Genomic DNA, 23,884 nt, shown 5'->3' with positions numbered 1-23,884 from the left:
TCTTAAAAGCCAATCGTGCTTGTGAGGGTTTGTGTTTCTTCTTGATCGACGGACTGAATCGTTAAGGTGATCGTTAAGATACCGTGGACCACATAGACACCGGGGTAATCACCTGTCGTAATCGTGACCGTTTCCGGACGGGACAGGGTAAACGTTTTTTGCATGCTCGTCTGCTCATTGATGTTTTCGAGCGGACTCTTATAAATCAAGGTCGTTTGTTCTGTCTGTTTATCGTCGAATCTATACGTAACGGGCTCGACCACATCTTCTTGATTCGCGTTATACGGGACGAAACCAGCCGACCGTTCAAGTAAGCCGGTTGCTTGACTGAGACTGGGTAACGTTTTTTTGTAGAATGCGAGTTCGTTTGCTTGGTCGATTCGAATGGCATCAAACCCTGTGATTTCATTTAATATCAAACCAACCGAACTGTCTGCTTCGCTCCGCAATTCACTGATGATACCGGTCGCATGAAAACTTTTTGTACCGGAGATGAATACTGTCAAAATGACGGCACTGAAAATAGCAGCGATGACGATGGCGACAAGCAACTCGACAAGCGAAAAGCCATCATTTCGTTGAGGGAAAACTTTGATTAAGCGTCGCATTGGTGATCGATCCTTTCAAAGACGTAATCGGCTCCGGTTGTCCATCCGGATAGACATAAATATACAAATCAAGCAGATTTGGATCGTTTTCACCGTTAATCTTACGGGGCGTGACACTGAACTTTACATCAAACGGTAGATTATTTATTTCAGCATCGTTGAAGATTGAGTCACAAATAGCCGATACACCACATGACGGCGTGTTCGGCGTCGGTATTTCAAAAGAACCATTCTGATAAATCGTTTGTTGTGCTTGTTCCTTCAAATCTTCAAAAACAAAGGGACCGGATTCTGTCTCGATAGCTTCCCGCTCGATATAGGAGGCGGCATTCTTTGCTAAATAATTGGCAAACGTCAATTCGGTACTGTCCCTTGAAGCTGCGAGGGACTGGGAAAAGATACTGATTAACGATACAGAAATAATCGATAAAATCGTAATACTGACTAATACTTCAATTAATGAAAAACCAGCTTGCTTGTTTGGCACGGATTCACCTCATGTCTAAATCAATAGGATTTCTGGACTGAAAATTAAAAAAAGGTATGTATTCACACGTAGAGAAAGTATTTGTCAGGTAGGACTTATGTTTCATCATAATATTCATTATAATGGAAATACTAGACACCTGAAATGGTTATTTCATACGGAAAGGAAACAGATGATGATAAATTTCAAACGTTTTGCTGTCCATACGTTGCTGCTAGTCGCGTTAATTGCTCTAATCTATGTTCCTTCATTTGCCTTGATTTCTTTTACAGGCAAAGCAACAGTCATCGAAAAATTTTCTGATACCGCCCGAATCGGTTCCGTTCCAGTCAGCGGACTGACACGAAAAGAAGCAAAACCGAAAGTGCAGGAAGCCGTCACGTCCTGGTCTAAAAAAACACCATTGACCGTTGGAACAGGAGAAGAGACATTACCGATTCCGACCGAACTGGTGACATTTAAGGTCGAAGAATCCATCAAACAAGCTTCTTTGAAAAAAGGCGGATCTTTAAAGGTAACTGTCAATCAAACTGCAATGGAAGCCTATCTTGCCTCACAACCGATTACATATACAGAAGAACAGGTGAAGACGTTTAACACCTGGTTGATTAAAACAAGTAAAAAGCTGGAAGAAGGAAACTTTGACCCGGCTGAAACAGCAGCAGCGATTGATCCGGCAGGAGAAGTCGTCTCGAGTGTCACGTTTACGACACGTTCTGCAGCAGAAGAACAGATGATTGACGGAATGGCTCAAGTCGACATCAAAGCCGGCCAATTGATGAATGTTAAGACGTACGGCATGGATCCAGTGGCTGCCTCCTTTATTGGCAGTAAATTGTATGAACTATTCGCGAAAACACCATTTGAGATTGTCGAACGGATGCCGCATAAGGAATTACCGGACGACATCACACTTGGTTATGATGTCAAGATTGATGAGAAAACTGATTTTGCCGTTCGAAACACTCAAGCGGTTAATTACCAAGTCGTCGCGACGAAGAACGGGAGTGATGTCACGCTGGAATTACGCGGGACACCGTTCAAAGAAACGGTCACGGCCGTACTCGAAGCGGAAAAAACAATTCCGTACCGGACGATTACACGGTATTCTGCGACGCTGTCTGCAGGAACAAGCAGTGATACGCAGTCGGGGATTGAAGGAAAGTCGATTGAATTGTATCGTGTCACGAAATCCAATCAAGGAGAAGTCAAACGACTACTGGCCCTTGATTTTTATGCGGCGACACCAGCCATTGTGACGAAGAGCAGTCAAGAAGAGTTACCGCCTGTCGTCACACCACCGGCAGAAGAACCGTCAACCGACTCGACGGACGATACAATGAATGATGAAACAACCAATGACTCGACAGATAACTCAACAACTGACTCAACGGATGGAACAACAGACGGAACGACGACACCAGAAGAACCTGTAACACCGGATCAACCGACGGTACCGGACACTCCGGATACGCCAACGACAGGAGACCCGGCATCTCCGGTCGAAGATGATTCGACGGAAGGCGCTGTTGGCTGATCTTGCCAAAAAGAAAAGAGGATGAATATGAACTGGACGGACTTAGCAATTGAACTTGGTATCATCATCGGTCTAGCGACCATCATTTGTGGTTTGATGTTTGCGATTCAAATCCCTTTTGTCACGACTACGGCAGCAAAAGTGATTCTGTCCTTGACGGCGCTCGTCCTGGTCACTTCCCTCTATTTAATCGTCAAGTTTGACTGGATTTCGAATCCTTTCGTAATTGCCGGTTACGTTGTATCGATTCTCGTTGTGACGGCAATCACGAGTGTCGTGGATGAAAGAAAGCAGAAACTGACACTACTGGATGAGGAAGAAACATGGCACGCGGAAGGATGACAACGTAAATGGCAATGAAACGAAAACGACTAGGTGAAATGCTGTTAGAAGAGAGTGTGGTGACGGAAGCGCAAATTGAAGAGGCGCTATCCGTCAAACGGACATCTGAAAAACTGGGGGATACGTTATTACGACTTGGTCACTTGACGGAACAACAGTTGATTGAAGCATTACATCATCAATTAAAAATTCCTGTCATTCAACTGTATAATTATCCGGTCGATGTGGCGGTAACGAAATTGATTTCAAAGGAACTGGCACAACGACATACGCTTGTGCCGGTTTACCGCGAGGGGAATCGGCTGTTCATCGCGATGGCAGACCCGATGGACCTAATTGCGATTGATGACTTGCGACTTCAAACAGGATTAATGATTGAGGTAGGCCTTGCGACACGCGATGAAATCCGACGGACAATTTTAAAGTATTACGATATCGATTCGTCACTGCGAGAACTACTCGAGTCAGACGAGATGACGATTTCGGATACATCACGTGATACGGTTACACGTGAAGATGCTCCAATCATCCGTCTGGTCAATCAAATACTCGAGAACGGAATTTCCCAGCGGGCATCCGATATTCATATGGATCCACAAGAAACGTCACTTTCGATCCGGATCCGGATTGATGGTGAATTACGTACAGAAAACAATTATCCGAAACAGATTCAAAATATTTTAACGACCCGGATCAAAGTCATGAGTGAACTGGATATTACGGAAACTCGCTTACCACAGGATGGACGCATTAAATTTCTACATAATGGGGTTGCCTATGATTTCCGGGTCTCGACATTACCAACCGTCTACGGCGAAAAAGTCGTCATTCGGATTCTCGACAGTTCGAACTCGAACATCTCGATCGCAAAAATCGGATTCAGTGAACGGAACGAACAACAATTTCGTGAGATGCTCAAACGGCCAAACGGAATTATCTTAATCACGGGACCAACCGGATCAGGAAAGTCATCGACCTTGTATGCGGCTTTAAATGAATTAAATGATGAAACACGTAATATCATTACGGTTGAAGACCCGGTCGAATACCAAGTGGACGGCATCAATCAGGTCCAGGTCAACTCGAAAATCGGTCTAACGTTTGCCAGCGGACTCCGCTCGATTCTCAGGCAGGATCCAAACGTCGTCATGGTCGGGGAAATTCGTGACATCGAGACAGCCGAGATTTCGATCCGGGCTTCATTAACCGGTCACCTCGTCCTGTCGACGTTACACACGAATTCAGCCGTCAGCTCGATTACCCGATTGATTGATATGGGAGTTGAGCCGTTCCTTGTGGCCGCTTCGGTCACCGGACTGATCGCCCAGCGGCTTGTCCGGCGGGTTTGCCGTGACTGCGGGGAAGTTCAGCCGTTATCGAAGCGCGAAGAAGAGTTGTTTGCGCAAGAAGGTATCACGGCGACGACCGTCATGCGTGGACGAGGCTGTTCCTCTTGTAATATGACAGGTTATCGTGGACGTCTGGCGATTCAGGAAGTCGTCGTGGTGGATGAGAGCTTACGACGGATGATTATGAATCAATCAACGGAGAGTGAAATCACGATGTATGTCAGATCACAAGGACAACGGTTATTGTTGGCGGACGGTTTAGCCAAAGTCGCGCAAGGTATCACGACGACAGAAGAAATTCTACGGACGGTGATTTCCGAATGAGTACGATGGAGCGCGCCCAAATTGAAGATATCTTACGATCGTCGAAAGAAAAAGAAGCATCCGATGTCCATCTGACGGCCGGTTCACCGCCGGTCTTTCGCATCAACGGCACCTTGACACCGTTCGGTACAGAAAAGATGAAACCGGTCATAATCGAAGGGTTCGTCCGCTCCCTTATTACCGAGGAAATGTTTTTACAGTTAAAACAGGACCGGGATATCGATTTTTCATTTGGTGTGACAGGAGTGGCACGCTACCGCGTCAATTGTTTTTATCAACGCGGGGCGTTGTCGATGGCCTTTCGGACGATTCCGACTGAAGTACCGACACTCGATCAATTGTCATTGCCGCCGGTCTTAAAACGTTTCCTGACGAAGCCGCACGGCTTGATTCTCGTGACCGGTCCGACGGGTTCCGGGAAATCGACGACACTGGCAGCGATGATCAATGAAATCAACCAGACGATGTATAAGCGGATCATCACGCTCGAAGATCCGATCGAATATTTACACAGTCATCAGAAAAGTCTGATCGACCAGCGGGAAATCGGCATCGATGCCCCGCGTTTTGCGACCGGCTTACGGTCCGCCCTTCGCCAGGATCCGGATGTCATCCTGCTAGGTGAGATGCGGGATCTTGAAACAATTTCAACAGCGGTGACGGCAGCAGAGACTGGTCATTTAGTTTTTGCGACGGTCCATACGTCGACGGCGGCATCGACGGTCAGTCGGATCATCGACGTCTTTCCATCCGAGCAACAAGACCAGATTCGGGCTCAACTCGCCAACGTTTTGGCTGGAGTAGTTTCGCAACGGCTGATGCCACGAACGGATGGAACCGGTCGTGTCGCAGCACTTGAAATCATGGTTGATACACCCGCCGTCTCAAACTTAATCCGGACCGGGAAAGAATATCAGATCCAATCGGTCTTACAGACAGGGAAGCAATACGGCATGCAGACGATGCAGATGGCATTACAAGACTTAGTGAGTCGAGGTTTGATTCCAGCATCAGCCGCGACACCTTACATATCGGGGTGAACCAATGACAGTCTTCAAATATGAAGGTCGTACGATGACCGGTAAACGTAAAAAAGGAAAAATTACGGCACTTACGAAACGGGAAGCGGCGGAACGCTTACGGACGGATCAAATTGCCGTGACGTTACTTGAGAAGCAAGAGTCCAAAGGCTTAAATACGGAAATCACATTTTTAACGGCCAAACCGAAAATCGAGCATCTCGTCATGTATGCCCGGCAGTTCGCGACACTCGTACGGTCCGGTGTCTCAATCGTCAAAGCGACGGAAATCTTACGGAAACAGACGGAATCAAAGCCGCTGGAACGGGCGCTGGTCGAAGTCGAAGATGATTTGCGGAGCGGGATTCAATTTTCACAAGCGATTGAAAAACATCCGCGTGTTTTTGATACGTTTTTTGTCAGTATGGCAATGGCAGGGGAGGCAAGCGGAAACCTAGAAGAAGCGCTCGATAACATCGTGACCCAGCTCCAAAAACAGTATGAAATCAAACGGAAAGTCATCTCGGCATTGATTTATCCGGCGGTCGTCTCGATTGTCGCCGTCGGGGTCGTCGTCTTCTTGATGCTGAACGTCGTTCCAACGTTCGCCTCGATTTTTGATCAGCTCGGCAGTGAGTTGCCGTTGATCACGAAGATCGTTGTCGCCGTCTCTGACTTTTTTGTTGCCTACTGGTGGGTCTTACTCTTGATTGTGTTTGGTTTACTCGGATTACTGTACTTTAACTTAAAAAATGAGCGGCAACGGGTTGTCTTCGACCGTTTACTGTTGATGATTCCTGTGTTCGGTCCGTTGATTCAAAAGTCACAAATTGCGTTAATGACCCGTGGACTGGCTGTCTTATTGAATGCATCGGTTCCGATTCTTACATCGCTTGACATTACGGAACGCATCGTTACGAACCGGGTCATCCGTAAAGGAATTGCCGCTGCCAACGAAGCGATGTCGCGGGGGATTCCGATGCACGAACCGTTAGCGAAAAACAAATATTTTCCACCTCTTGTCACACAGATGATTGCGATTGGGGAAGAATCGGGACGACTCGACTCGATGTTGACGGAAGTCGCCGATTTTTACGAAACGGAAGTTGAGACGACGACCGACCGCTTGAAGTCAATCATCGAGCCGTTATTGATTGTCGTACTCGCGGTTATCGTCGGTGTGATTGTCATCGCTGTCGTTGTTCCGATGTTCAAAATCTATTCCGATATTCAGGCAAGTTGACAACTGCGAAAACATTTACCTGATGTAGAAAAAATCCATTTTCTACAAAAAATATGGTGCTACTATAATAGTATCGATTTGGATAGTATGACCTATACGTCAGGAACAGTAAAAAAGTACTAGGGAGGAATAATAAACATGTTAGAACGTCTGAAAGAGATTTGGCTCGATGCCAAACAAATGCGTGACGAGCGCGGCTTGACATTGATCGAGTTACTCGTTGTTGTCGTTATTTTAGGAATCATTGCAGCAATCGCTGTCGTCGCAATCGGCGGATTGATTGAAAACTCACGTAAGGATGCCGTTGTATCCGATGCGAAACAATTGGTAGCAGCAGCGAAACTTTATACGTCTTCGAACCCAGTTCAGCCTGGGGAAACGGTTAAAGTTGGAGTGAACGAAAATAAAAAGCCGATTTCAGCTAATGCAGTTGCTAAAGGTACAAAAGAGGCACCAAGAACAGACTCATTGAAAAAATACATCGATGATATGAAGGATGCTTTAAATTCAGATGCAGATTATGCAGATTCATTTGTGACGGTTACTGAGAAAAATGGTTCATATGAGTATGCAGTTACTTTAACAAGTGCATCAACAGATTACACATACTTTACAGCAGCAGCACCAAAAGACTTAAAACGTGCTGGAGTAGTTGAAAAATAAGTTGAGAGCCCCCATCTCGGGGGTTTTTTTCTGAACTTTTTTAAGGAGGGAACTGTATGATGACAGTCGTCTTTACCATTTACTTTTTCCTGATTGGGATGCTCGTGACATCCTTTACGAACGTCGTCGGCTTACGGGTCCCGGTCGGGGAATCAATAGTCCGTCCGCGCTCGCATTGTCCGAACTGTGGGCATGTCCTTGGTCCGCTTGAGCTGACACCGGTCATCGGGTATTTGGTATTGCGTGGGAAATGCCGGACGTGTCAGTTGCCGATTTCGATCAAGTATCCGGCACTTGAACTGCTTGGTGGTATTATGTACGCCTATGCCTTTTATCAATTCGGTTGGTCGATGCAATTCGTCCTGTCGATTTTGTTGACGAGCCTGCTCAGTATTCTCGTCATGTCGGACCTTGCCTACATGTTGATTCCGAACAAAATCTTATTATTCTTTTTACCGATTAGTCTGATTGTTCGCTACCTTTCTCCCCTCGAGAACTGGTATAATCCAATTATTGGCGGATTCGTCGGATTCTTTCTATTGTTCGTGATCTTTCTTGCGTCACGACAAGGGATGGGAGCAGGGGACGTCAAGTTGTTTGGTGTGCTCGGGATTTTTTTAGGTCCGTTACACGTCGTCATCGCCTTGTTCGTTTCCGCCTTCGTCGGATCGATTGTCGGACTGGGTTTACTCGGCTTAAAACGCGTTGAACGAAAACAACCGATTCCGTTTGTCCCCTCGATTGCCGTAGGCACGTTACTGACATATTATTTCGCGGACGATTGGGTGAAGCTTTATCTCGATCTGTTCCTCTAGGAAAGGAAGAATATACATATGGCGCAAGCTCGGCGCAGAGGTACATATATCTACTTTAATTTCACAGATGTCGGGATTTTTGGAGCGGTCGTCAAAAAGGGGGTCATTAAGCGGCGGGGAGTCGTTTCCTTACCTCCGGGAACCCTTCAGGGGGGATGGCTCCAACCGGAAGCATCGCTCGATCTGATTTTTGACAGCTTACTTGCGAAGTTGAAGGTTCCCCGCGGTTCGCAGGCGGTCCTCGCGATTGACGGATCACTCGTCCTGGCACGGAAACTTGAAATTCCGGAGACCGTCGAAACCAATCAGATTCGCGGTTATTTGTTCATGGAACTGGGACACAGTATCGTCTTACCGTTTGAAGAACCTTATTTTGATTACACGTTGCTCGAAGAAGACGGTAAACGGGAAATCATGTTGTATGCAGCACCAAACGAAGCGTTAAAACAATACATGGAACTGTTTCGGAAAAAACATATCCGCCTCGTGGCAGCGGAACCGCAACCACTGGCGACATTTTTTGGTCTCGATTCGCTGTATGAAGTCGAAGCCGACAGCAATCTGTTGATTTGGAACGTCAATGCGACGAATCATCAGTTGATCATCATCGAAGACAAAGTCCCGCGTCTGATACGTTCGGTCGATACATTTGTCGCGAATGCCTGGGAAGTCGATGTCATCGAGGACCGGTTGCATTACCGATATCAATCAGATGATGCCAACGTCGAATTCATCCTGGAAGAGATGTTACTGGAATTTTCACGTGTGCTTGATTTCTATCGTTTTTCGTTAGCGCGTGACGGGCGGGAAATCAGCCGTGTCATGCTGACGGGAGATTTTCCGTTTCAAGAGGAACTGGTGCGCCGGTTCGAAACGAACTTTGACGTCCGGTTGGAACAAGTTCCGGATGTACTCGATGTAGCGGGGCAGCCGATTCCAAAAGCTTACTTACCCCTCGTCGGTTTAGCGACAGTCCATAAAGACCGGATTAATTTATTGCCGGACAGTGATGTCGCACCAAAGTTTCCGTTGATTGCCTCGCTGATCCTGCTGCTACTCGGCGGGGTGGCAGGCGGATATCTGTACTGGCAGACCGATCAATTTGCTGACCGGCTCGAGACGGCAAATAATCAGATCCAAATCGTCCGGACGTTGCAATCGGAATCGGCTCAGTCGGCCAAACAAGAAGTTGCGCAGCTCAAGCAAACCGTCGACGGACTGGAAGCGACACCACGTCCGGCTGTGCCGGCTTTGGAACGGATTACGCGGTATCTGCCGGAACGCGGCTATATTCTCCAGTTTGCCTATGGAGCCGACCATCTTGTGACGATGAATGCCCAGTTTGAGACGTTAGATGAGTTAAACGGTTTTTACCGTCAATTGTTGACGGATACGGCCTTTACCGGAGTGACGTTAACGAATGTCACGACGAAAACGATGAATGAAGAAGCGGAAGTCGTCACATCGACGACGATTGATCCGACGACCGGCGAAGAGATTCCGACGACGACCATTACGCCGACGGACGAGACGGAGACGGAAGAACCCCGCTATATCGGGCAATTTGGTCTGACGGTTGTCCCGGCAGAAGTCATCAAAGGGGAAACGAACCAGGCGGATCCCGATGCGCCGAAGGAAGATGCAACGACGGATGCCGTGGTCGACCCGGGAGCGGATGCGACGGAAACGGTGGAACCACCGACGACCGGCACAGAAGCGGACGAACCGGTTTCGACTGAAGTAGAGGAGGTGGAAGAAAATTGAAACGATACAGTGGTCTCATTCTTCTTGCCTTGACGATTGTCTTGATTGTCGGGGGGCTCGGCTACTTCGGTTATACGACGTACACGACGTATCAGGAATTACAGCAAACCGAAGCAACGCTTGAACGGGAACAGATGGCGCTTGAAGCGACAAAAGCGAATGAACAGAAAGTCGATGTTGCTGAATCCAGCTTCCTCCAAAAACAGGTGCCGGTCGTACCGGCGAATGATGATGTGATTGATGCGATCAATGCGGCCAGTCAAATTGCCGGTGTGAAAGTCCAAGCCATCACGTTTGGCGCAACCGGAACGGAAGCAGCTCCTGCATCGCCGGTCCAGTCAACGCCTGCCGTGGACGGTGCAATGGCGACGGAATCCGAGACGGAAGCTGCGGCAACGGCAGAGACACCGGTTGCGACCACAACGGCGACGGCACTGCCTGCTTCTTTGACGGTCGAAGCCCCGTCCTATCTCGAACTGATGGCTTTTCTTAAACAAATCGAACGGACGGACCGGATTACGATTTTACGCCAAATCCAGTTGACCGGTCCGGATGAACCGGGTCCAGGGAGCCAGACGATTGTCCTTGAAGACGAAATGATGTCCTTTACAGTGGAAATCGAAAGTTACTACCGTCCGGATTTAACCAAGTTGATTCCGGATAAACAGACGCCGCTTCAGGAGACGACCCCGAAATCGGATCCGTTTGTCGATGTTACAGGTAATTAACCCCAAAACAGGTGTTGCTCTGACTCGGAGCGGCACTTGTTTTTCGTTATACTGAAAGTTGATTCCAGTAAGACTGGTCGAAAAAGAAGGAAAAGAGCGTGATACTGATGATAACGCAACACTCATTGATTCTGGCTTCGGCCTCTCCGAGACGGACCGAACTGTTACGGCAGATCGGTGTGCCCCATATGATACGACCGGCCGATGTGTTGGAGGAAGCCCCGTATCCGATGTCAGCTGACGAGTATGTGATGTATTTATCACGGAAAAAAGCCCGGACCGTGGCGAAGTCCGGTGAAATCGTCCTGGCAGCAGATACGGTTGTCGCCCTGGATCGGCACATTCTTGAAAAACCGGTCGATCAAGCGGCTGCTCTCGAGATGTTACGACGGTTATCCGGACGGACACATGAAGTCGTGACCGGCGTGACGATATTAACGGACGAGCGGGAGGAGACGTTTACGATCACGACGAAGGTCCGATTCTGCGATATCCCGGAAAGCTGGATGCTGGCTTATGTTGCGACAGAGGAACCGTATGACAAGGCAGGCGGATACGGGATTCAGGGAAAAGGTGGTCTATTCGTCGAAGCGATTGACGGCGACTATTATAATGTCGTCGGTTTACCGATCAATCCAATCAGCCGTCGTCTCGAAACATTTGGAATCAAGCCGATGTTCGCGTAATTTCATGAACAGAAAGGTCGGATGAAGTGATTGAATGGCCAAAGGATATGATTCAGTTAAAGGGTTTGGCACAGGCGACGACGGTGGAGTTATTGGCATGTCTCGTCCGCAGCGGGACACGGAACCGGAGCCCGCTTGAAATTGCTGAAGATTTACTCGACATTTATCCGTCGCTAATTGAACTGGAAGCGGCAGGTGTCGGGGGACTGGAAAAGGCACCGGGCGTCGGCAAAGCAAAGGCGCTTCAAATCATGGCGGGACTTGAACTCGGGCGGCGGCTTGTCACGGAACCGAAATGGGTCCGTCCGGTCGTCCGCTCACCCGATGATGCCGCCGAATTATTGATGGAAGAGATGCGGCTCTATCAGCAGGAACACTTCATCTGCCTGTACTTGAATACAAAAAATGAGGTCATCTCGAAGAAGACGCTGTTTATCGGAGGGCTCAATACATCGATTGTTCACCCGCGCGACATATTTCGGGAGGCCATCCGTTGTTCGGCGGCAAGCTTCATTGCTGTCCATAATCATCCGTCCGGCGATCCGACGCCGAGCCGGGAAGATATCGAAGTCTCGGAACGAATGGTCGAAGCGGGCAGATTGATCGGAATCAGTTGCATCGATCACCTCGTCATCGGGCATGGACAATTTATTAGTATGAAACAGCGGGGATTTATGTAAGAATAACGTCTGAGGGGGAACTGTGCTTCCTGACCTCAGGCGTTTTTAGTTTTGTAACAACCATTGAACTGTAAACAAGCTGTAACGTTTTAACGCTTTCCAAGGAAGGCTTTTCCGTTATAATTAGTGAAGTGTATTCTCAGAGAGGGGTTTTTTGAATAATGTTTGGATCATTTAGCCGTGAAATCGGCATTGACTTAGGTACGGCAAATACGCTCGTTTATGTGAAGGGGCAAGGAATCGTCGTGCGCGAACCTTCTGTCGTCGCATTCCGTACCGATACAGGCAAGATTGAAGCAGTAGGTAACGCAGCAAAAAACATGATTGGACGGACACCGGGAAACGTGACGGCACGACGCCCGATGAAAGATGGGGTTATCGCCGATTATGAAACAACGGCTACGATGATCAAATACTTCATGGATCAAGCAACAAAGAAAAAAGGATTATTTTCTTCTAAAACAAACGTCATGATTTGTGTACCGAGCGGGATTACGTCCGTTGAAAAACGTGCGGTCGAAGACGCGGCGAAACTTGCTGGTGCACGTGAAGCCTATACGATTGAAGAACCGTTTGCAGCAGCAATCGGAGCAGGTCTCCCGGTTTCTGAACCAACAGGATCAATGGTCGTCGATATCGGTGGCGGAACGACGGAAGTCGCGGTCATTTCACTTGGCGGTATCGTGACAAGCCAATCGATTCGTGTCGGTGGAGACGAGATGGACGAGTCAATCATTCGTTACATCAAATCGAAATACAACCTGATGATCGGTGAACGGACGGCTGAAACGTTGAAAATGACGATCGGTTATGCCCGGATTGATGAAGAGTCGGAAAACGAGACGATGGAAATTCGTGGACGTGATCTCGTGACGGGACTTCCGAAACAAATCGAAGTCACAAGCGCAGAAATTTGTGATGCGTTATCAGATACGGTCGATGCAATTTTAGCCGGTGTCAAACACACGCTTGAACAAACACCGCCGGAATTATCAGCAGACGTCATGGACCGCGGAATTGTCTTGACAGGCGGCGGCGCCCTTCTGAAAAACTTGGATGCCGTGATTGAAGATGAAACACGCATCTTGACACTCGTTGCGGAAAACGCGCTTGATTGTGTCGCAATCGGTACAGGTAAATCATTGGAGATGATGAATGTGTTACGTTCGAAATCAGGCATCTCACAAAAAAGATAAGGACGGGATGAGCGATGAAGCGATTTTTAAATAATCGAAAACTGCTCATCACACTCCTTAGTTTTCTCCTTTTGGTGATTTTAATCGGAATTTCGCTCCAAGGACGTAACCAGACCCACTGGTATCAAAGTTTTGTCCGCGATACCGTCGGGGTTGGCCAACGTCTTTTTGCGACACCGATTGGCTGGATTGATGATACGGTCACTTCGGTTAAAGAAGTGCGCGATGTGTATAAGGAAAATGAGTATTTAAAATCACGACTGGGCGACTATGCCGGAAATTCCGTCAAAGTCCGCGATTTGGAACGTGAGAACAATGAATTAAAAGACATGTTGAAGCTAAAAGGATCGATTCGGGATTATACGTTATTGCCGGCAGAAATGATCGGTCGAACGTCATCCGAATGGCAACGCTTCGTCACGGTCAATATCGGAAAAGAACAAGGTGTCAAAGCCAATATGGCCGTCGTGACAGCAGATGGTTTAATTGGCCGTGTCATTCAGACAAGTGCCTACACATCACTCGTTCAATTGTTATCAGATACGAGCCGGACGAACAATGTCTCAGCAGTTGCGGACGATACGAAAGGAAAAAGTGTCTTCGGTACGATCGAAGGATTTGATGAAGAGACGAATCTCTTGAAATTCACGAAGATTCCGAACGACGCCAAACTGAAAAAAGGTCAGACTGTTACGACATCCGGACTCGGTGGTAAGTATCCGAGTGGTATCGTGGTCGGAAAGATCGAACAAGTGAAATCGGATCAATACGGTGCTTCGAAAATCGCATACGTCAAACCGGCAGCAGACTTCGAACAGTTTGGTCACGTTTTTGTGATTCAACGCGAAGCGAAGGAACCTTTCGCTGAGACCGACAAGGGAGGGGACACTAGTGAATAACATCAAGTTGTTTTTCGCCGTGTTCCTTCTTTTTATCTTGGAAGGAACGTTGTTCGCAGGTCCGCTTGGAGACGGCTCTCCTTACGTCATTCATGTTACGTTGATCGCGTTGATGTTTTTAGGGCGTTATGGAAAAATTGAGCAAGCGCTTGGTTTTGGACTGCTGTTCGGTCTGTTATATGATTTCGTCTATTCGGATATCATCGGAATTTATTTATTTGCGCTATCTGCCATTCCGCTTTTTAGTAGCTTCGTGCTAAAATATGTAAAGGAGAACGTATTAACGATTATCGTCACCTTTACGTTCAGCGCTATTTTGTTTGAACTGGATATTTATTTCTTCACGGCTTCGGTCGTAGGAGTCGGTGTTCCCTTCAAGGAACTCGCGACACAAATCATTCCAAGGAGTCTCATTGCTCAGTTGATTGGGATCATCATGCTGTATTATCCGATGACGCGACTGGTGCAATCCACATTTGATGAGAAAAGAGGATGAGTCATGATTGAGCGTAAGCGTTATGTAACGATGAAGGGCCATCGTGGTGGCCTCGCCGTCTATGTAAATGAAAGGTGCAGTGTGGATGAATTTCTTGACGATTTAGAATTGACGCTTGCCGACAAATCCGTCGAGAACGGACGCGCCGTTCCGATTACTTTCTTCTTCGGTCGCCGTTACGTCGACGAAGGCGTTGTGACGGCTGTCGAATCCATCGTTGCGCGTCATGATTCATTTTCGTTTAATGGGTACGACAGCGAGTGTCTGACGAAGGATGAAGCAAAAGCTCTTTACGGGGACCGAACGTTTCATTACTTTGGCGGCACGGCCCGCAGTGGGCATGTCGTAGATGTTGAAGGATCGATCGTCGTCATTGGCGACATCAATCCGGGAGCCGTCGTTCACGCAACCGGCAGTATTTATTGTCTGGGGGCGTTACGGGGAACGGTTCATGCAGGAAAAGGCGGGAACGAGCAGGCTGTCATTGCGGCAAGTATCCTGCAACCGAAATGGATTTCGATTTCCGACTTCGTACATGAAGATCCGGATGATGCACCGATCAAGGCGTTAGAAATGGGTTGTGCTTTTGTAGGGGAAACAGGAGTCGAATTTTCTCGTCTTCAAACCGTTCCGCTTGCGCGGATGGATCAATTTGCGATTGATAGTGAAAGAGGGTGACAGATATGGAACAAGTGAAAGAACAGGTACATAAAGATGCGAAAACGCATGTGGGACGTGCCATCGTCGTCACATCTGGTAAAGGTGGAGTCGGTAAGACGACGACAACTGCAAACATCGGGACAGCACTTGCGCTGATGGGGAATTCGGTTTGTCTCGTCGATACAGATATCGGTCTTCGGAATCTGGATATCGTACTTGGCCTCGACAACCGGAGTATCTATAATATCGTTGACGTCGTGACCGGACAATGTAAACTGCATCAAGCCCTCGTCCGTGATAAACGTTTTGAAGAGATGTATCTGTTACCTGCTGCTCAGTCTAAGGATAAATCATCCGTCACACCGGAACAGGTAAAAGGCATCATTGACTCATTAAAATTAGAGTATGACTTTGTTTTGATTGACTGCCCGGCAGGAATCGAGCAAGGATTCATGAATGCGATTGCCGGTGCAGACGAAGCCATTATTGTCACGACACCGGAAAAAGCTGCGGTTCAGGATGCAGACCGGATCATCGGGATGCTGGAGCGTTCGGAGCGTCAAATCGTGCCGAAGCTCGTCGTTAACCGTGTCCGCTCGCATATGATGGCGGCTGGAGATATGCTCGATATCGACGAAATCATGCGTATCTTGTCGATCGATCTGCTTGGTTTGATCGTCGATGACGAAGAAGTCATCGCGGCGTCTCACCGGGGCGTACCGGTAACGATGAATCCGGATAACCGAGCTGGTCTCGGCTACCGGAACATCACACGACGGATTCTCGGCGAATCGGTTCCGTTACTCGACATCATGGAACAGCCGCAAAAAGGATTTTTCGTGAAACTGAAAAAAATGCTTGGCATGAAATAAGATGGGGAAAAATAGACTAGAAGGGTTTTATGCTTCTAGTCTATTTTTCATGGAGGAATGAAGATGAAATGGATTAGTGAACAGACTCCGTCCCTGGAACGGGTAGCGTTGGTCGAAGGGGGGCGGGTCGTTGAATACCACGAACGGATGCGGGATGAACTTCGGGTCGGTACCTTGTTGCATGCGAAAGTTGACCGCCTGCACCCGACGCTTGAAGCGGCATTTTTGATTGCGACGGACGGGACGCCGCTTTATTTACCGATCAATGAAACGCTGGAGACGTTACGCCGTTATCCGGAAGTTCCGACGATCGGGAAAGCTGTTCAAGTCGGTCAGACCGTACTCGTACAGGTCGTAAAAGAAGGGGCAGCCCCGAAACAGCATAAAGTGACACAAAACATCACGTATGGCGGACGATTCCTCGTCTATTTCCCGTACGGACGCCGTGTGCGTTTCAGCCGGAAGCTGGATTTGGTCGTCCAACAGCAACTGGCTAAAGTGATTCCGGTGGCGGAAGAGGAAGGGATTTTATACCGGACAGAAGCGGCGCAAGCCGAAGTCGAGGTATTGATGGCGGAATTGAAGCAACTTCGTGCACGTCATCAACATATGTTACAGCAGACGACACTTGAACAGGATGAGCCGTTGATCATTCAAGAGGCGAAGCGGTTGAGTCATGTCACAGAGGCACTCGTCACGAACAGAATGGAGAAAGAGCGCCTGGAGCAGATGGGGTTTCAGGTCGAACGTCCCGTCATCAAAGGCCGCCTGCCGATTATGGAACAGGTGGACCGGACGATTGAGAAGGCGCTGGACCGGGTCGTGTGGCTCGACGGCGGGGCTTACCTGCTGATTGAAGAAGTCGAAACGATGACCGTGATTGATGTCAACAGCGGCAAGACGGTTTCCGTCAAGGAACAAAAACGGACGTTTGATCAAATCAATGAAGCAGCAGCGGTTGAAATCATGCGTCAGCTCCGTCTGCGAAATATCAGCGGGATGATTGCCGTCGATTTTTTGAGGGGATCCAGTAAAGGACAGACACGGGTGACACAACTGTTGAAGGAACGGGCAGCGCACGAATCGAAACAGATCGAAGTATACGGTTTTACGAAAATGGGTTTATGTGAACTGACACGTCAGCGACACGGGAAGTCCTTGTTCGAGCGGTCACGGGATCATGGTCAGTTGTCCCGGGTCGCCATCCACCGTCAACTCGAGCCACGGTTGATGGAACTCGCGATACACGCGGAAGCAGCGGTCGTTCGCGCTCCGCTCGCTCTGCTCAGTCCGTTGCTTCTCGCCGAAAGTCCTCTTGAATTACTTCTGATAGAAGGTGAACCGGGCATTCTGTTTACCGGTACGAAAGCCGACTGTGACGATTTTGTCAAAAGACATTGAGAATCCGGCAGAACGTTATTGACAATAGTCAACTTCATTTGGTATTCTGAATAACGTTAGTTCGTTTGGAAGCACCCAAATGACTACAACCGCACAGACCGGGTCTTTAAAGCATCCGCTGCCCGTGATGGCGAGTCTGAGTTCCTAAGAGGAGGTGCACGTAATGTACGCAATTATTAAAACTGGTGGTAAACAAGTTAAAGTCGAAGCTGGCCAAGAGATCTACGTTGAGAAATTAAACGCAGACGTCGACAGCACAGTAGAATTCGGCGAAGTCTTGATCCTTGGTGGTGACGATGTTAAAGTCGGCGCTCCACTCGTAGAAGGTGCGAAGGTCGTAGCAACGGTCATCAAACACGCTCGCGCGAAAAAGATCACAGTCTTCAAAATGAAAGCTAAAAAGAACTACCGTCGTAAGCAAGGTCACCGTCAACCTTACACGAAGGTCCGCATCGAGAAAATCGAAGCGTAAGCCATGATACGTGTCAAGATTCGACGAGATGAAGCGGAGTTAATCCGTTCCATCGAAGTGACAGGACATGCCGAGTTCGCTGAGCCTGGTTTGGATTTAGTCTGTGCCGGCACATCAAGTGTGATCTTCGGGGCATACAATGCCATCGAATCACTGCTCGGGCAGGTCCTGCTCCTTGAAATGGCAGAACAACAAGAAGGTGGCTACTTTTATGTAGAACCGTATGCTGACTTAGCACCGGATGTCAGTGAACGCACCCAATTGTTACTGGAAGCGATGTTGGTCCAGCTTGGAACTATCGCTGAAAGTTACGGTGAGTTTATCCAACTTGAACAAATATAGGAGGTGGATTCCACATGTTGAAACTTAATCTTCAGTTCTTCGCATCGAAAAAAGGGGTAGGTTCGACAAAGAACGGTCGTGACTCGCAATCGAAACGCCTTGGGGCGAAACGTGCAGACGGTCAAACTGTTTCTGCTGGTTCAATCCTCTACCGCCAACGCGGTACGAAGATTCACCCAGGTATGAACGTCGGACGTGGTGGCGATGATACACTTTTCGCAACTGCAACTGGTGTCGTTCGTTTCGAACGTCTCGGACGCGACAAAAAACAAGTCAGCGTTTACCCAGCATAAGTGATCGATGAAGCAGACTCTAGCCACTTTCAGGGGTTAGGGTCTGTTTTTTTTAGGAGGGAACGGACTGATGAAGGATGAGCAGGTACTGGATCTTTTGAAGTCACTTCGTCACGAATGGTTGAATCGATTACAACTTGTTCGTTCATATAGCGCGATGGGTGACGAGGCGGCTGTTGAATCGATTTGTTCCATGTATCGGGAACAAGCGTCACGAGAAGGACGACTTTCCCTGATCGGACTACCGAAAACGGCACTCGCACTGCAACGAGCAGATTGGACAGGCCTAACTGTCGAATATGATGTAATCGAAACACCAAAGCAGATCGAGGATGCACGTGTAGCGTCTATTCTTGAAGCTGCGCTTGACATGATAGAAGTGGGGAATGGAGAAGTATCCGTGACCTTCCATGAGGGCGTGACCATCGAGATCTATCGGGATCTACTAGATATGTCGCGCCTTAAAGATCTAGTGACGCCGATGGAGATCGAGTCACAGACGGAGTATGAGTGTGTGATTGAAATCGAAAGTCTTCCTGCAGAGGAAGAAAAGTAATAGGAGGAATCTGACATGTTTGTCGATCAGGTAAATATTTATGTAAAAGCAGGAGATGGAGGACGCGGGCAAGTGGCGTTCCGTCGCGAGAAATATGTTCCAGACGGCGGTCCAGCCGGAGGAGATGGTGGACATGGTGCTCACGTCGTTCTCGAAGTGGATGAAGGACTCCGGACGTTGATGGACTTCCGTTACAAACGTCACTTTAAAGCCGTTCAAGGTGAAAACGGAATGTCGAAAGGGATGCACGGACGTAAAGCCGAGCACCTCGTCGTCAAAGTTCCACCCGGCACTGTCGTCTATGATGATGACACGGATGCAGTCATCGCTGACCTTGTCCATCACGGACAACAGGCAATCGTTGCTAAAGGTGGACGCGGCGGACGCGGGAACTCACGTTTCGCAACACCGGCAAACCCAGCTCCGGAACACGCGGAGAATGGTGAACCGGGTGAAGAGAAGTACTTGAAACTCGAACTGAAAATGCTCGCAGATGTCGGACTCGTCGGCTTCCCGAGTGTCGGGAAATCAACGATGCTGTCAATCGTCTCAGCAGCGCGTCCGAAAATTGGGGCGTATCACTTCACGACGATTACACCGAACATCGGTGTCGTCGAAACGGAAGACAGCCGCAGCTTCGTCATGGCCGATTTACCGGGTCTGATTGAAGGCGCAAGCGAAGGTGTGGGTCTTGGTCACCAGTTCCTCCGTCACGTCGAGCGGACAAAAGTCATTGTTCATGTCATCGATATGAGTGGTATGGAAGGACGCGATCCGATTGAAGATTACAATATCATCAATAAAGAGCTTGCGGACTACAACCTTCGTCTGACAGAACGACCACAAGTCGTTGTCGCAAACAAAATGGATATGCCGGATGCGGAAGCGAATCTCGAAGCGTTCAAAGAAGCGTTCCCGGGTCTTGAAGTGTTTGCCATCTCGGCAGCAACACGTCAAGGATTACGTGACCTCTTATTCCGTATTGCTGATCTTGTTGACGCGACGCCTGAATTCGGTCTCGAAGAACTGGAAGAAAAAACAGCGACACCACGTGTCGTTTACGGATATGAAGCACCGGAAGCCGGATTTACGGTTTCGAAAGATGAAGATGATTGCTTCGTCATCAAAGGGCCACGGATCGAGAAGCTGTTCACGATGACAAACTTCATGCGTGAAGAGTCAATCAAACGCTTTGCCCGGACGTTGCGTCAAATGGGTGTCGACGAAGAACTTCGTAAGATGGGTGCGATTGACGGCGACGTCGTTCGAATCCGCGACTTCGAATTCGAATTCATCGAGTCTTCGTTCTAAGAAAAAACAAGTTCATTTGAGAAATGGAGTGTGAGAGCATCGTGGACCCACTTCCCGCGATTCAGATCATCTGGTTTTTCGTCTTGCTTGTCGTCTCGGCATTTTTCTCATCGTCCGAAACCGCGTTGTCGAGCGCGAATCGGTTACGGATTTTGCATCAGTCGGAAGAAGGAAGCCGCCGTGCGACCCAGGCACTCCGTCTGTTGCAACGGTATGAGGAAACGCTGACAGCCATCTTAATCGGGAACACCCTGTCCAATTTGGGTGTAGCGATGATTGGTGGATGGTTGACGATGACGGTATCAACGGATCTATTGGTTCGAATCAGTATTGTCTTCCTGACGTTTCTGCTCATTTTGTTATTTGGGGAGCTTATTCCTAAATCCTATGCGCGGGAACATGCGGAAACCTATGTGTTTTGGATTAGTGGTCCGCTGCATGTCTGTCTACTTCTGTTTAAGCCGGCCATCTTCTTGTTTCTGAAATTGCGACAGGTTGCGTTACTGCTGATCGGGGCTGATCCGAAAGGACCGCTCGTCACCGAACAGGAATTACGGGCTCTGGTCGATATCAGTGAAGAAGAGGGTGTCATGGACGAAGCAGGGGCGGAAATCGTGCACCGGGCGGTTGACTTCAAGAATGTCACGGTCGAAGAGGCACTGACACCGCGAACGAATATTCAAGCGATTGACATTGATGCCGGTTTTGATGAAATTTTACGTGAAGTGCAAAAAGGCGGATTCTCGCGATTGCCGGTCTATAAAGATTCGATTGATCATATCATCGGCGTTTTATCAGAACGTGACTTTTTACGGGAATTCGTCAAGAACGGACGTGTCGAGATTCGTGAATTGATTCGTCCGGTCTCATTTGTTGTTCCGCAAACCCATATCATCGATTTGTTGCCGGAACTAAAAGTCAAACAGTCACATATGGCTGTTGTACTGGATGAGTTTGGCGGTACAGCCGGTTTGATTACACTCGAGGACATTCTCGAGGAACTGGTCGGAGAGATTTGGGATGAACATGATGAGTCACTCGAATATACGAAACAAGTCAGTCCTAACCGCTATGAATGTCTGGCGGAGTACGACATTGAAGATTTCTGTCATCAATTTGACTTGGCGATGCCGGAAACGGAAGCCCAGTCACTTGGAGGATGGATCATGGAAGATGTCGGTCATATTCCGGAAGTGGGGACTCAGATGGTGTATGGACCGGTGACCTTAACCGTCCTGCATGTCGAAAACCGGCGTGTTCAAACCGTCTCAGCTGTTTTCTCGCAAAATGAATCATCAGAAGGGACGGATGATCCAACCGTCTGATCCCAATCACAAAAAAGGTCCATTCCGTTTAACGGGATGGACCTTTTTTGTGATGACAAGATCTACAGATCAAGAAGTATACAAAATTAGACATCGAGCTCTGAAACAAGAATCCCTAACCGGTCAAGGGCGTCGATTGCGGCTTGTAAAGCTTCTTCGTTATCGGCTTCGAGCGTATGAATATGAACGCCGTCCGTCAAAGTAGATAAAGGCGTTGCCTGCGTTTCTTCAAGTTGTTCAATCAATGCTCGGACATCCCGGCGGCTTTTCAGCATCAATTCCCCGGTCAAAAATCCATAGACGGGATGCTCAACGATGACATCGCGGATGATGACACCTTCGTCAACGACGGCATCACACTCCGCCTTCAATTGATCACGACCATGCCGACAGACGACTTTTTTGATATGGCGGGATCCGTCAAGCTCGGGGTGATTTAATAAATATCCTCGGGCCGTCGCGACGACAGGATGTCCCTTTGCTTTTAGTAATGATAAGTCCTGTACGATGACTTGGCGGCTGACACCTGCCTGTTTCGCTAACTTCGTACCTGTAACGGGCCGATCGCTTTGCTGAATCATCTCTAGTAACTCTTGCCGGCGTTCTTCTCCGGACTGTCTTCTTCCCATGACCATTCCTACCTTTCTAGTTCATCTGATTCCTCCAAAGAACAAAGGACATCGATACATCGCTCTACTTCCTCGGCTGTCGTCATCCGACCGAAACTGAGTCGAATCAATCCGTGAGCCGCTGCTTCATCAAAACCAATCGCACGTAAAGTCGAGTTGGGTCCATTCTCACCTGCACGACAAGCACTTCCCGCCGAGACGGCAATTCCCGCACGATTTAGGGCGAGGAGGACGAATTGACCATCCCGTTGTTTCGTATGAATGGCACAAATCGAATTGAGTTGCTGAGGTGATTCAATGATTTGGTAATAAGCAGCTGGAAGTCTTTTTTTTAGCATACCACGAAATCTTTTGCTCGATGCCTGGATCTGCTGATTTTCCTCAAGATAACGATGACACGCCATCAGGAAAGCAGCGATGCCGGGGACGTCGACAGTTCCGGGACGAATTCCGAACTCATGGTGCGCCTCATAATAGGGGCTGAACAGGGGACGTCGCAAATAGACGGCTCCGAGTCCTTTCGGTCCATAGACCTTGTGGCTACTGATGGTATAGGCCTCGACGTCCGTTAAATCAACCGGATCTTTCAAAAAACCTTGAATCCCGTCGCAGTGAAACAAAATGCCTTTTTTTCGGCAAAAGGCAGCGATGTCAGAAACCGGAAAGATAAAACCTGTTTCTGAATTGACGTGTTGGATTGAAACGACGCCGATTTCTTCCGTACACGCTTTTTCGAACAACGCCCAATCGAATTCGCCAGTCGTTTGTAAATCGATTGCCTGCCAGTCATGCTGCCACCGTTTCAAGGGTAACAAGACAGAATCGTGTTCCGATTTAAGTGTCAAGACAGTTGTCTTATTGGTTTGACGGAGGAGATGACTTAAAGCGATGTAGTTGGCTTCAGATCCGCTCCCCGTAAAGACAATTGTTCCTTCGGTCACACCAAGCCATTCCATTAATTTATTCCGTGCCTGCTCTAACAATCGGAGGGCGGTATCTCCCGTGTCATGAAGCGACGAACTGTTGCCATATGCACGTTCTGCCGTGTATCGATACTGTTCAAGGGCGTCCGGGTGCATGGGGGTCGTTGCCGCGTGATCTAAATAAATCATTCATTATCGTATCCTTTCGTCTTGTCACTCAGCTAAAAATATGCCAAACTTATTGTCAAGTCAATAGTAAATATT

Annotated in this window: 27 protein-coding genes and 1 other annotated feature; of the genes, 23 read left to right on the top strand and 4 right to left on the bottom strand. The window is 48.4% G+C overall.

Going from position 1 to position 23,884, the window contains the following annotated elements; translation table 11 throughout:
* Positions 1 to 2: 2 nt before the first annotated feature.
* Both ACP26N_RS11495 and ACP26N_RS11490 read right to left on the bottom strand, forming a co-directional pair.
* Positions 3 to 608, bottom strand: a complete 606-nt coding sequence (locus ACP26N_RS11495; protein WP_426353860.1) for a PilW family protein — start codon at positions 606 to 608, stop codon at positions 3 to 5.
* Positions 571 to 1,095, bottom strand: coding sequence for a type IV pilus modification PilV family protein (locus tag ACP26N_RS11490; protein WP_131502739.1), 525 nt, complete (start codon positions 1,093 to 1,095; stop codon positions 571 to 573). Before ACP26N_RS11490 ends, ACP26N_RS11495 begins: the two co-directional genes overlap by 38 nt.
* 175 nt (positions 1,096 to 1,270) lie before the next feature.
* Here ACP26N_RS11490 and ACP26N_RS11485 point away from each other — a divergent pair, with 175 nt between their 5' ends.
* From ACP26N_RS11485 to ACP26N_RS11375, 23 genes are all read left to right on the top strand, one after another.
* On the top strand, positions 1,271 to 2,632 hold the full coding sequence (locus ACP26N_RS11485; RefSeq protein WP_426353858.1) for a G5 domain-containing protein: 1,362 nt from the start codon (positions 1,271 to 1,273) through the stop codon (positions 2,630 to 2,632).
* Positions 2,633 to 2,659: 27 nt separating this feature from the next.
* Positions 2,660 to 2,974, top strand: coding sequence for a hypothetical protein (locus ACP26N_RS11480; RefSeq protein ID WP_426353857.1), 315 nt, complete (start codon positions 2,660 to 2,662; stop codon positions 2,972 to 2,974).
* An 8-nt stretch (positions 2,975 to 2,982) separates the two neighbouring features.
* Positions 2,983 to 4,647 carry a GspE/PulE family protein gene (locus ACP26N_RS11475; RefSeq protein WP_131502736.1) on the top strand — a complete coding sequence of 555 codons (1,665 nt, stop codon included), beginning with the start codon at positions 2,983 to 2,985 and terminating at the stop codon, positions 4,645 to 4,647.
* Positions 4,644 to 5,687 (top strand): type IV pilus twitching motility protein PilT, encoded by a 1,044-nt coding sequence (locus tag ACP26N_RS11470; protein WP_131502735.1) that lies wholly within the window; start codon positions 4,644 to 4,646, stop codon positions 5,685 to 5,687. Before ACP26N_RS11475 ends, ACP26N_RS11470 begins: the two co-directional genes overlap by 4 nt.
* A 4-nt stretch (positions 5,688 to 5,691) precedes the next feature.
* Positions 5,692 to 6,909 carry a type II secretion system F family protein gene (locus ACP26N_RS11465; RefSeq protein WP_131502734.1) on the top strand — a complete coding sequence of 406 codons (1,218 nt, stop codon included), beginning with the start codon at positions 5,692 to 5,694 and terminating at the stop codon, positions 6,907 to 6,909.
* Positions 6,910 to 7,047: 138 nt separating this feature from the next.
* Positions 7,048 to 7,572, top strand: coding sequence for a type II secretion system protein (locus ACP26N_RS11460; RefSeq protein ID WP_214852832.1), 525 nt, complete (start codon positions 7,048 to 7,050; stop codon positions 7,570 to 7,572).
* Positions 7,573 to 7,628: 56 nt separating this feature from the next.
* A complete protein-coding gene (locus tag ACP26N_RS11455; protein WP_426353855.1) occupies positions 7,629 to 8,387 on the top strand; it encodes a prepilin peptidase in 759 nt (252 codons plus the stop codon).
* Between the two features lie 18 nt (positions 8,388 to 8,405).
* Positions 8,406 to 10,151, top strand: coding sequence for a fimbrial assembly protein (locus tag ACP26N_RS11450; protein ID WP_131502731.1), 1,746 nt, complete (start codon positions 8,406 to 8,408; stop codon positions 10,149 to 10,151).
* Positions 10,148 to 10,879, top strand: a complete 732-nt coding sequence (locus ACP26N_RS11445; RefSeq protein ID WP_426353853.1) for a hypothetical protein — start codon at positions 10,148 to 10,150, stop codon at positions 10,877 to 10,879. The genes ACP26N_RS11450 and ACP26N_RS11445 overlap by 4 nt, the downstream gene beginning before the upstream one ends.
* A 107-nt stretch (positions 10,880 to 10,986) precedes the next feature.
* On the top strand, positions 10,987 to 11,565 hold the full coding sequence (locus tag ACP26N_RS11440; protein ID WP_426355412.1) for a Maf family protein: 579 nt from the start codon (positions 10,987 to 10,989) through the stop codon (positions 11,563 to 11,565).
* 47 nt (positions 11,566 to 11,612) lie between these two features.
* Entirely contained in the window at positions 11,613 to 12,245 is a 633-nt protein-coding gene (radC, locus tag ACP26N_RS11435) for a RadC family protein (RefSeq protein WP_188005452.1), read from the top strand.
* A gap of 161 nt (positions 12,246 to 12,406) precedes the next feature.
* A complete protein-coding gene (locus ACP26N_RS11430) occupies positions 12,407 to 13,441 on the top strand; it encodes a rod shape-determining protein (protein WP_012370984.1) in 1,035 nt (344 codons plus the stop codon).
* A 14-nt stretch (positions 13,442 to 13,455) separates the two neighbouring features.
* Positions 13,456 to 14,340, top strand: coding sequence for a rod shape-determining protein MreC (gene mreC / locus ACP26N_RS11425; RefSeq protein WP_131502729.1), 885 nt, complete (start codon positions 13,456 to 13,458; stop codon positions 14,338 to 14,340).
* Positions 14,333 to 14,836 (top strand): rod shape-determining protein MreD, encoded by a 504-nt coding sequence (gene mreD, locus ACP26N_RS11420; protein ID WP_131502728.1) that lies wholly within the window; start codon positions 14,333 to 14,335, stop codon positions 14,834 to 14,836. Before mreC ends, mreD begins: the two co-directional genes overlap by 8 nt.
* A 3-nt stretch (positions 14,837 to 14,839) precedes the next feature.
* Complete coding sequence (locus tag ACP26N_RS11415) at positions 14,840 to 15,514, top strand: septum site-determining protein MinC (RefSeq protein ID WP_131502727.1); 675 nt, start codon at positions 14,840 to 14,842, stop codon at positions 15,512 to 15,514.
* A gap of 50 nt (positions 15,515 to 15,564) precedes the next feature.
* Positions 15,565 to 16,368 carry a septum site-determining protein MinD gene (minD, locus tag ACP26N_RS11410; RefSeq protein WP_188005451.1) on the top strand — a complete coding sequence of 268 codons (804 nt, stop codon included), beginning with the start codon at positions 15,565 to 15,567 and terminating at the stop codon, positions 16,366 to 16,368.
* Between the two features lie 63 nt (positions 16,369 to 16,431).
* Positions 16,432 to 17,769 carry a ribonuclease E/G gene (locus tag ACP26N_RS11405; protein WP_131502726.1) on the top strand — a complete coding sequence of 446 codons (1,338 nt, stop codon included), beginning with the start codon at positions 16,432 to 16,434 and terminating at the stop codon, positions 17,767 to 17,769.
* A gap of 77 nt (positions 17,770 to 17,846) precedes the next feature.
* Positions 17,847 to 17,917: a sequence feature (ribosomal protein L21 leader region), on the top strand.
* 15 nt (positions 17,918 to 17,932) lie between these two features.
* Positions 17,933 to 18,241, top strand: coding sequence for a 50S ribosomal protein L21 (gene rplU, locus ACP26N_RS11400; RefSeq protein ID WP_012370978.1), 309 nt, complete (start codon positions 17,933 to 17,935; stop codon positions 18,239 to 18,241).
* Between the two features lie 3 nt (positions 18,242 to 18,244).
* Complete coding sequence (locus ACP26N_RS11395; RefSeq protein ID WP_026827819.1) at positions 18,245 to 18,583, top strand: ribosomal-processing cysteine protease Prp; 339 nt, start codon at positions 18,245 to 18,247, stop codon at positions 18,581 to 18,583.
* A 14-nt stretch (positions 18,584 to 18,597) separates the two neighbouring features.
* Positions 18,598 to 18,876 (top strand): 50S ribosomal protein L27, encoded by a 279-nt coding sequence (rpmA, locus tag ACP26N_RS11390; RefSeq protein WP_012370976.1) that lies wholly within the window; start codon positions 18,598 to 18,600, stop codon positions 18,874 to 18,876.
* A 70-nt stretch (positions 18,877 to 18,946) separates the two neighbouring features.
* Positions 18,947 to 19,432: a Spo0B domain-containing protein gene (locus ACP26N_RS11385; RefSeq protein WP_131502725.1), complete on the top strand. Its 486-nt coding sequence runs from the start codon at positions 18,947 to 18,949 to the stop codon at positions 19,430 to 19,432.
* Positions 19,433 to 19,447: 15 nt separating this feature from the next.
* Positions 19,448 to 20,743 (top strand): GTPase ObgE, encoded by a 1,296-nt coding sequence (obgE, locus tag ACP26N_RS11380; protein ID WP_026827820.1) that lies wholly within the window; start codon positions 19,448 to 19,450, stop codon positions 20,741 to 20,743.
* A gap of 41 nt (positions 20,744 to 20,784) precedes the next feature.
* Positions 20,785 to 22,068, top strand: coding sequence for a hemolysin family protein (locus ACP26N_RS11375; protein ID WP_426353851.1), 1,284 nt, complete (start codon positions 20,785 to 20,787; stop codon positions 22,066 to 22,068).
* Positions 22,069 to 22,154: 86 nt separating this feature from the next.
* On the opposite strand, the gene ACP26N_RS11370 is transcribed toward ACP26N_RS11375, so the two are convergent.
* Both ACP26N_RS11370 and ACP26N_RS11365 read right to left on the bottom strand, forming a co-directional pair.
* Positions 22,155 to 22,697 (bottom strand): transcription repressor NadR, encoded by a 543-nt coding sequence (locus ACP26N_RS11370; protein ID WP_131502723.1) that lies wholly within the window; start codon positions 22,695 to 22,697, stop codon positions 22,155 to 22,157.
* 8 nt (positions 22,698 to 22,705) lie between these two features.
* Positions 22,706 to 23,809: a cysteine desulfurase family protein gene (locus tag ACP26N_RS11365; protein ID WP_426353849.1), complete on the bottom strand. Its 1,104-nt coding sequence runs from the start codon at positions 23,807 to 23,809 to the stop codon at positions 22,706 to 22,708.
* Positions 23,810 to 23,884 lie beyond the last annotated feature (75 nt).

It is taken from the genome of Exiguobacterium sp. R-39, from assembly GCF_049942815.1.
GTDB lineage: Bacteria > Bacillota > Bacilli > Exiguobacteriales > Exiguobacteriaceae > Exiguobacterium_A.
The sequence above is the reverse complement of the archived record's forward strand: the minus strand, read 5'-3'. Positions and strand labels throughout refer to the sequence as shown.

Bases quoted from the DNA above. Each gene is read 5' to 3' on its own strand.
- ACP26N_RS11495 (WP_426353860.1), bottom strand. From the start codon at position 608: ATGCGACGCTTAATCAAAGTTTTCCCTCAACGAAATGATGGCTTTTCG.
- ACP26N_RS11485 (WP_426353858.1), top strand. From the start codon at position 1,271: ATGATAAATTTCAAACGTTTTGCTGTCCATACGTTGCTGCTAGTCGCG.
- ACP26N_RS11480 (WP_426353857.1), top strand. From the start codon at position 2,660: ATGAACTGGACGGACTTAGCAATTGAACTTGGTATCATCATCGGTCTA.
- ACP26N_RS11475 (WP_131502736.1), top strand. From the start codon at position 2,983: ATGGCAATGAAACGAAAACGACTAGGTGAAATGCTGTTAGAAGAGAGT.
- ACP26N_RS11470 (WP_131502735.1), top strand. From the start codon at position 4,644: ATGAGTACGATGGAGCGCGCCCAAATTGAAGATATCTTACGATCGTCG.
- ACP26N_RS11465 (WP_131502734.1), top strand. From the start codon at position 5,692: ATGACAGTCTTCAAATATGAAGGTCGTACGATGACCGGTAAACGTAAA.
- ACP26N_RS11460 (WP_214852832.1), top strand. From the start codon at position 7,048: ATGTTAGAACGTCTGAAAGAGATTTGGCTCGATGCCAAACAAATGCGT.
- ACP26N_RS11455 (WP_426353855.1), top strand. From the start codon at position 7,629: ATGATGACAGTCGTCTTTACCATTTACTTTTTCCTGATTGGGATGCTC.
- ACP26N_RS11450 (WP_131502731.1), top strand. From the start codon at position 8,406: ATGGCGCAAGCTCGGCGCAGAGGTACATATATCTACTTTAATTTCACA.
- ACP26N_RS11440 (WP_426355412.1), top strand. From the start codon at position 10,987: ATGATAACGCAACACTCATTGATTCTGGCTTCGGCCTCTCCGAGACGG.
- radC (WP_188005452.1), top strand. From the start codon at position 11,613: ATGATTCAGTTAAAGGGTTTGGCACAGGCGACGACGGTGGAGTTATTG.
- ACP26N_RS11430 (WP_012370984.1), top strand. From the start codon at position 12,407: ATGTTTGGATCATTTAGCCGTGAAATCGGCATTGACTTAGGTACGGCA.
- mreC (WP_131502729.1), top strand. From the start codon at position 13,456: ATGAAGCGATTTTTAAATAATCGAAAACTGCTCATCACACTCCTTAGT.
- ACP26N_RS11415 (WP_131502727.1), top strand. From the start codon at position 14,840: ATGATTGAGCGTAAGCGTTATGTAACGATGAAGGGCCATCGTGGTGGC.
- ACP26N_RS11405 (WP_131502726.1), top strand. From the start codon at position 16,432: ATGAAATGGATTAGTGAACAGACTCCGTCCCTGGAACGGGTAGCGTTG.
- rplU (WP_012370978.1), top strand. From the start codon at position 17,933: ATGTACGCAATTATTAAAACTGGTGGTAAACAAGTTAAAGTCGAAGCT.
- ACP26N_RS11395 (WP_026827819.1), top strand. From the start codon at position 18,245: ATGATACGTGTCAAGATTCGACGAGATGAAGCGGAGTTAATCCGTTCC.
- rpmA (WP_012370976.1), top strand. From the start codon at position 18,598: ATGTTGAAACTTAATCTTCAGTTCTTCGCATCGAAAAAAGGGGTAGGT.
- ACP26N_RS11385 (WP_131502725.1), top strand. From the start codon at position 18,947: ATGAAGGATGAGCAGGTACTGGATCTTTTGAAGTCACTTCGTCACGAA.
- obgE (WP_026827820.1), top strand. From the start codon at position 19,448: ATGTTTGTCGATCAGGTAAATATTTATGTAAAAGCAGGAGATGGAGGA.
- ACP26N_RS11370 (WP_131502723.1), bottom strand. From the start codon at position 22,697: ATGGGAAGAAGACAGTCCGGAGAAGAACGCCGGCAAGAGTTACTAGAG.
- ACP26N_RS11365 (WP_426353849.1), bottom strand. From the start codon at position 23,809: ATGATTTATTTAGATCACGCGGCAACGACCCCCATGCACCCGGACGCC.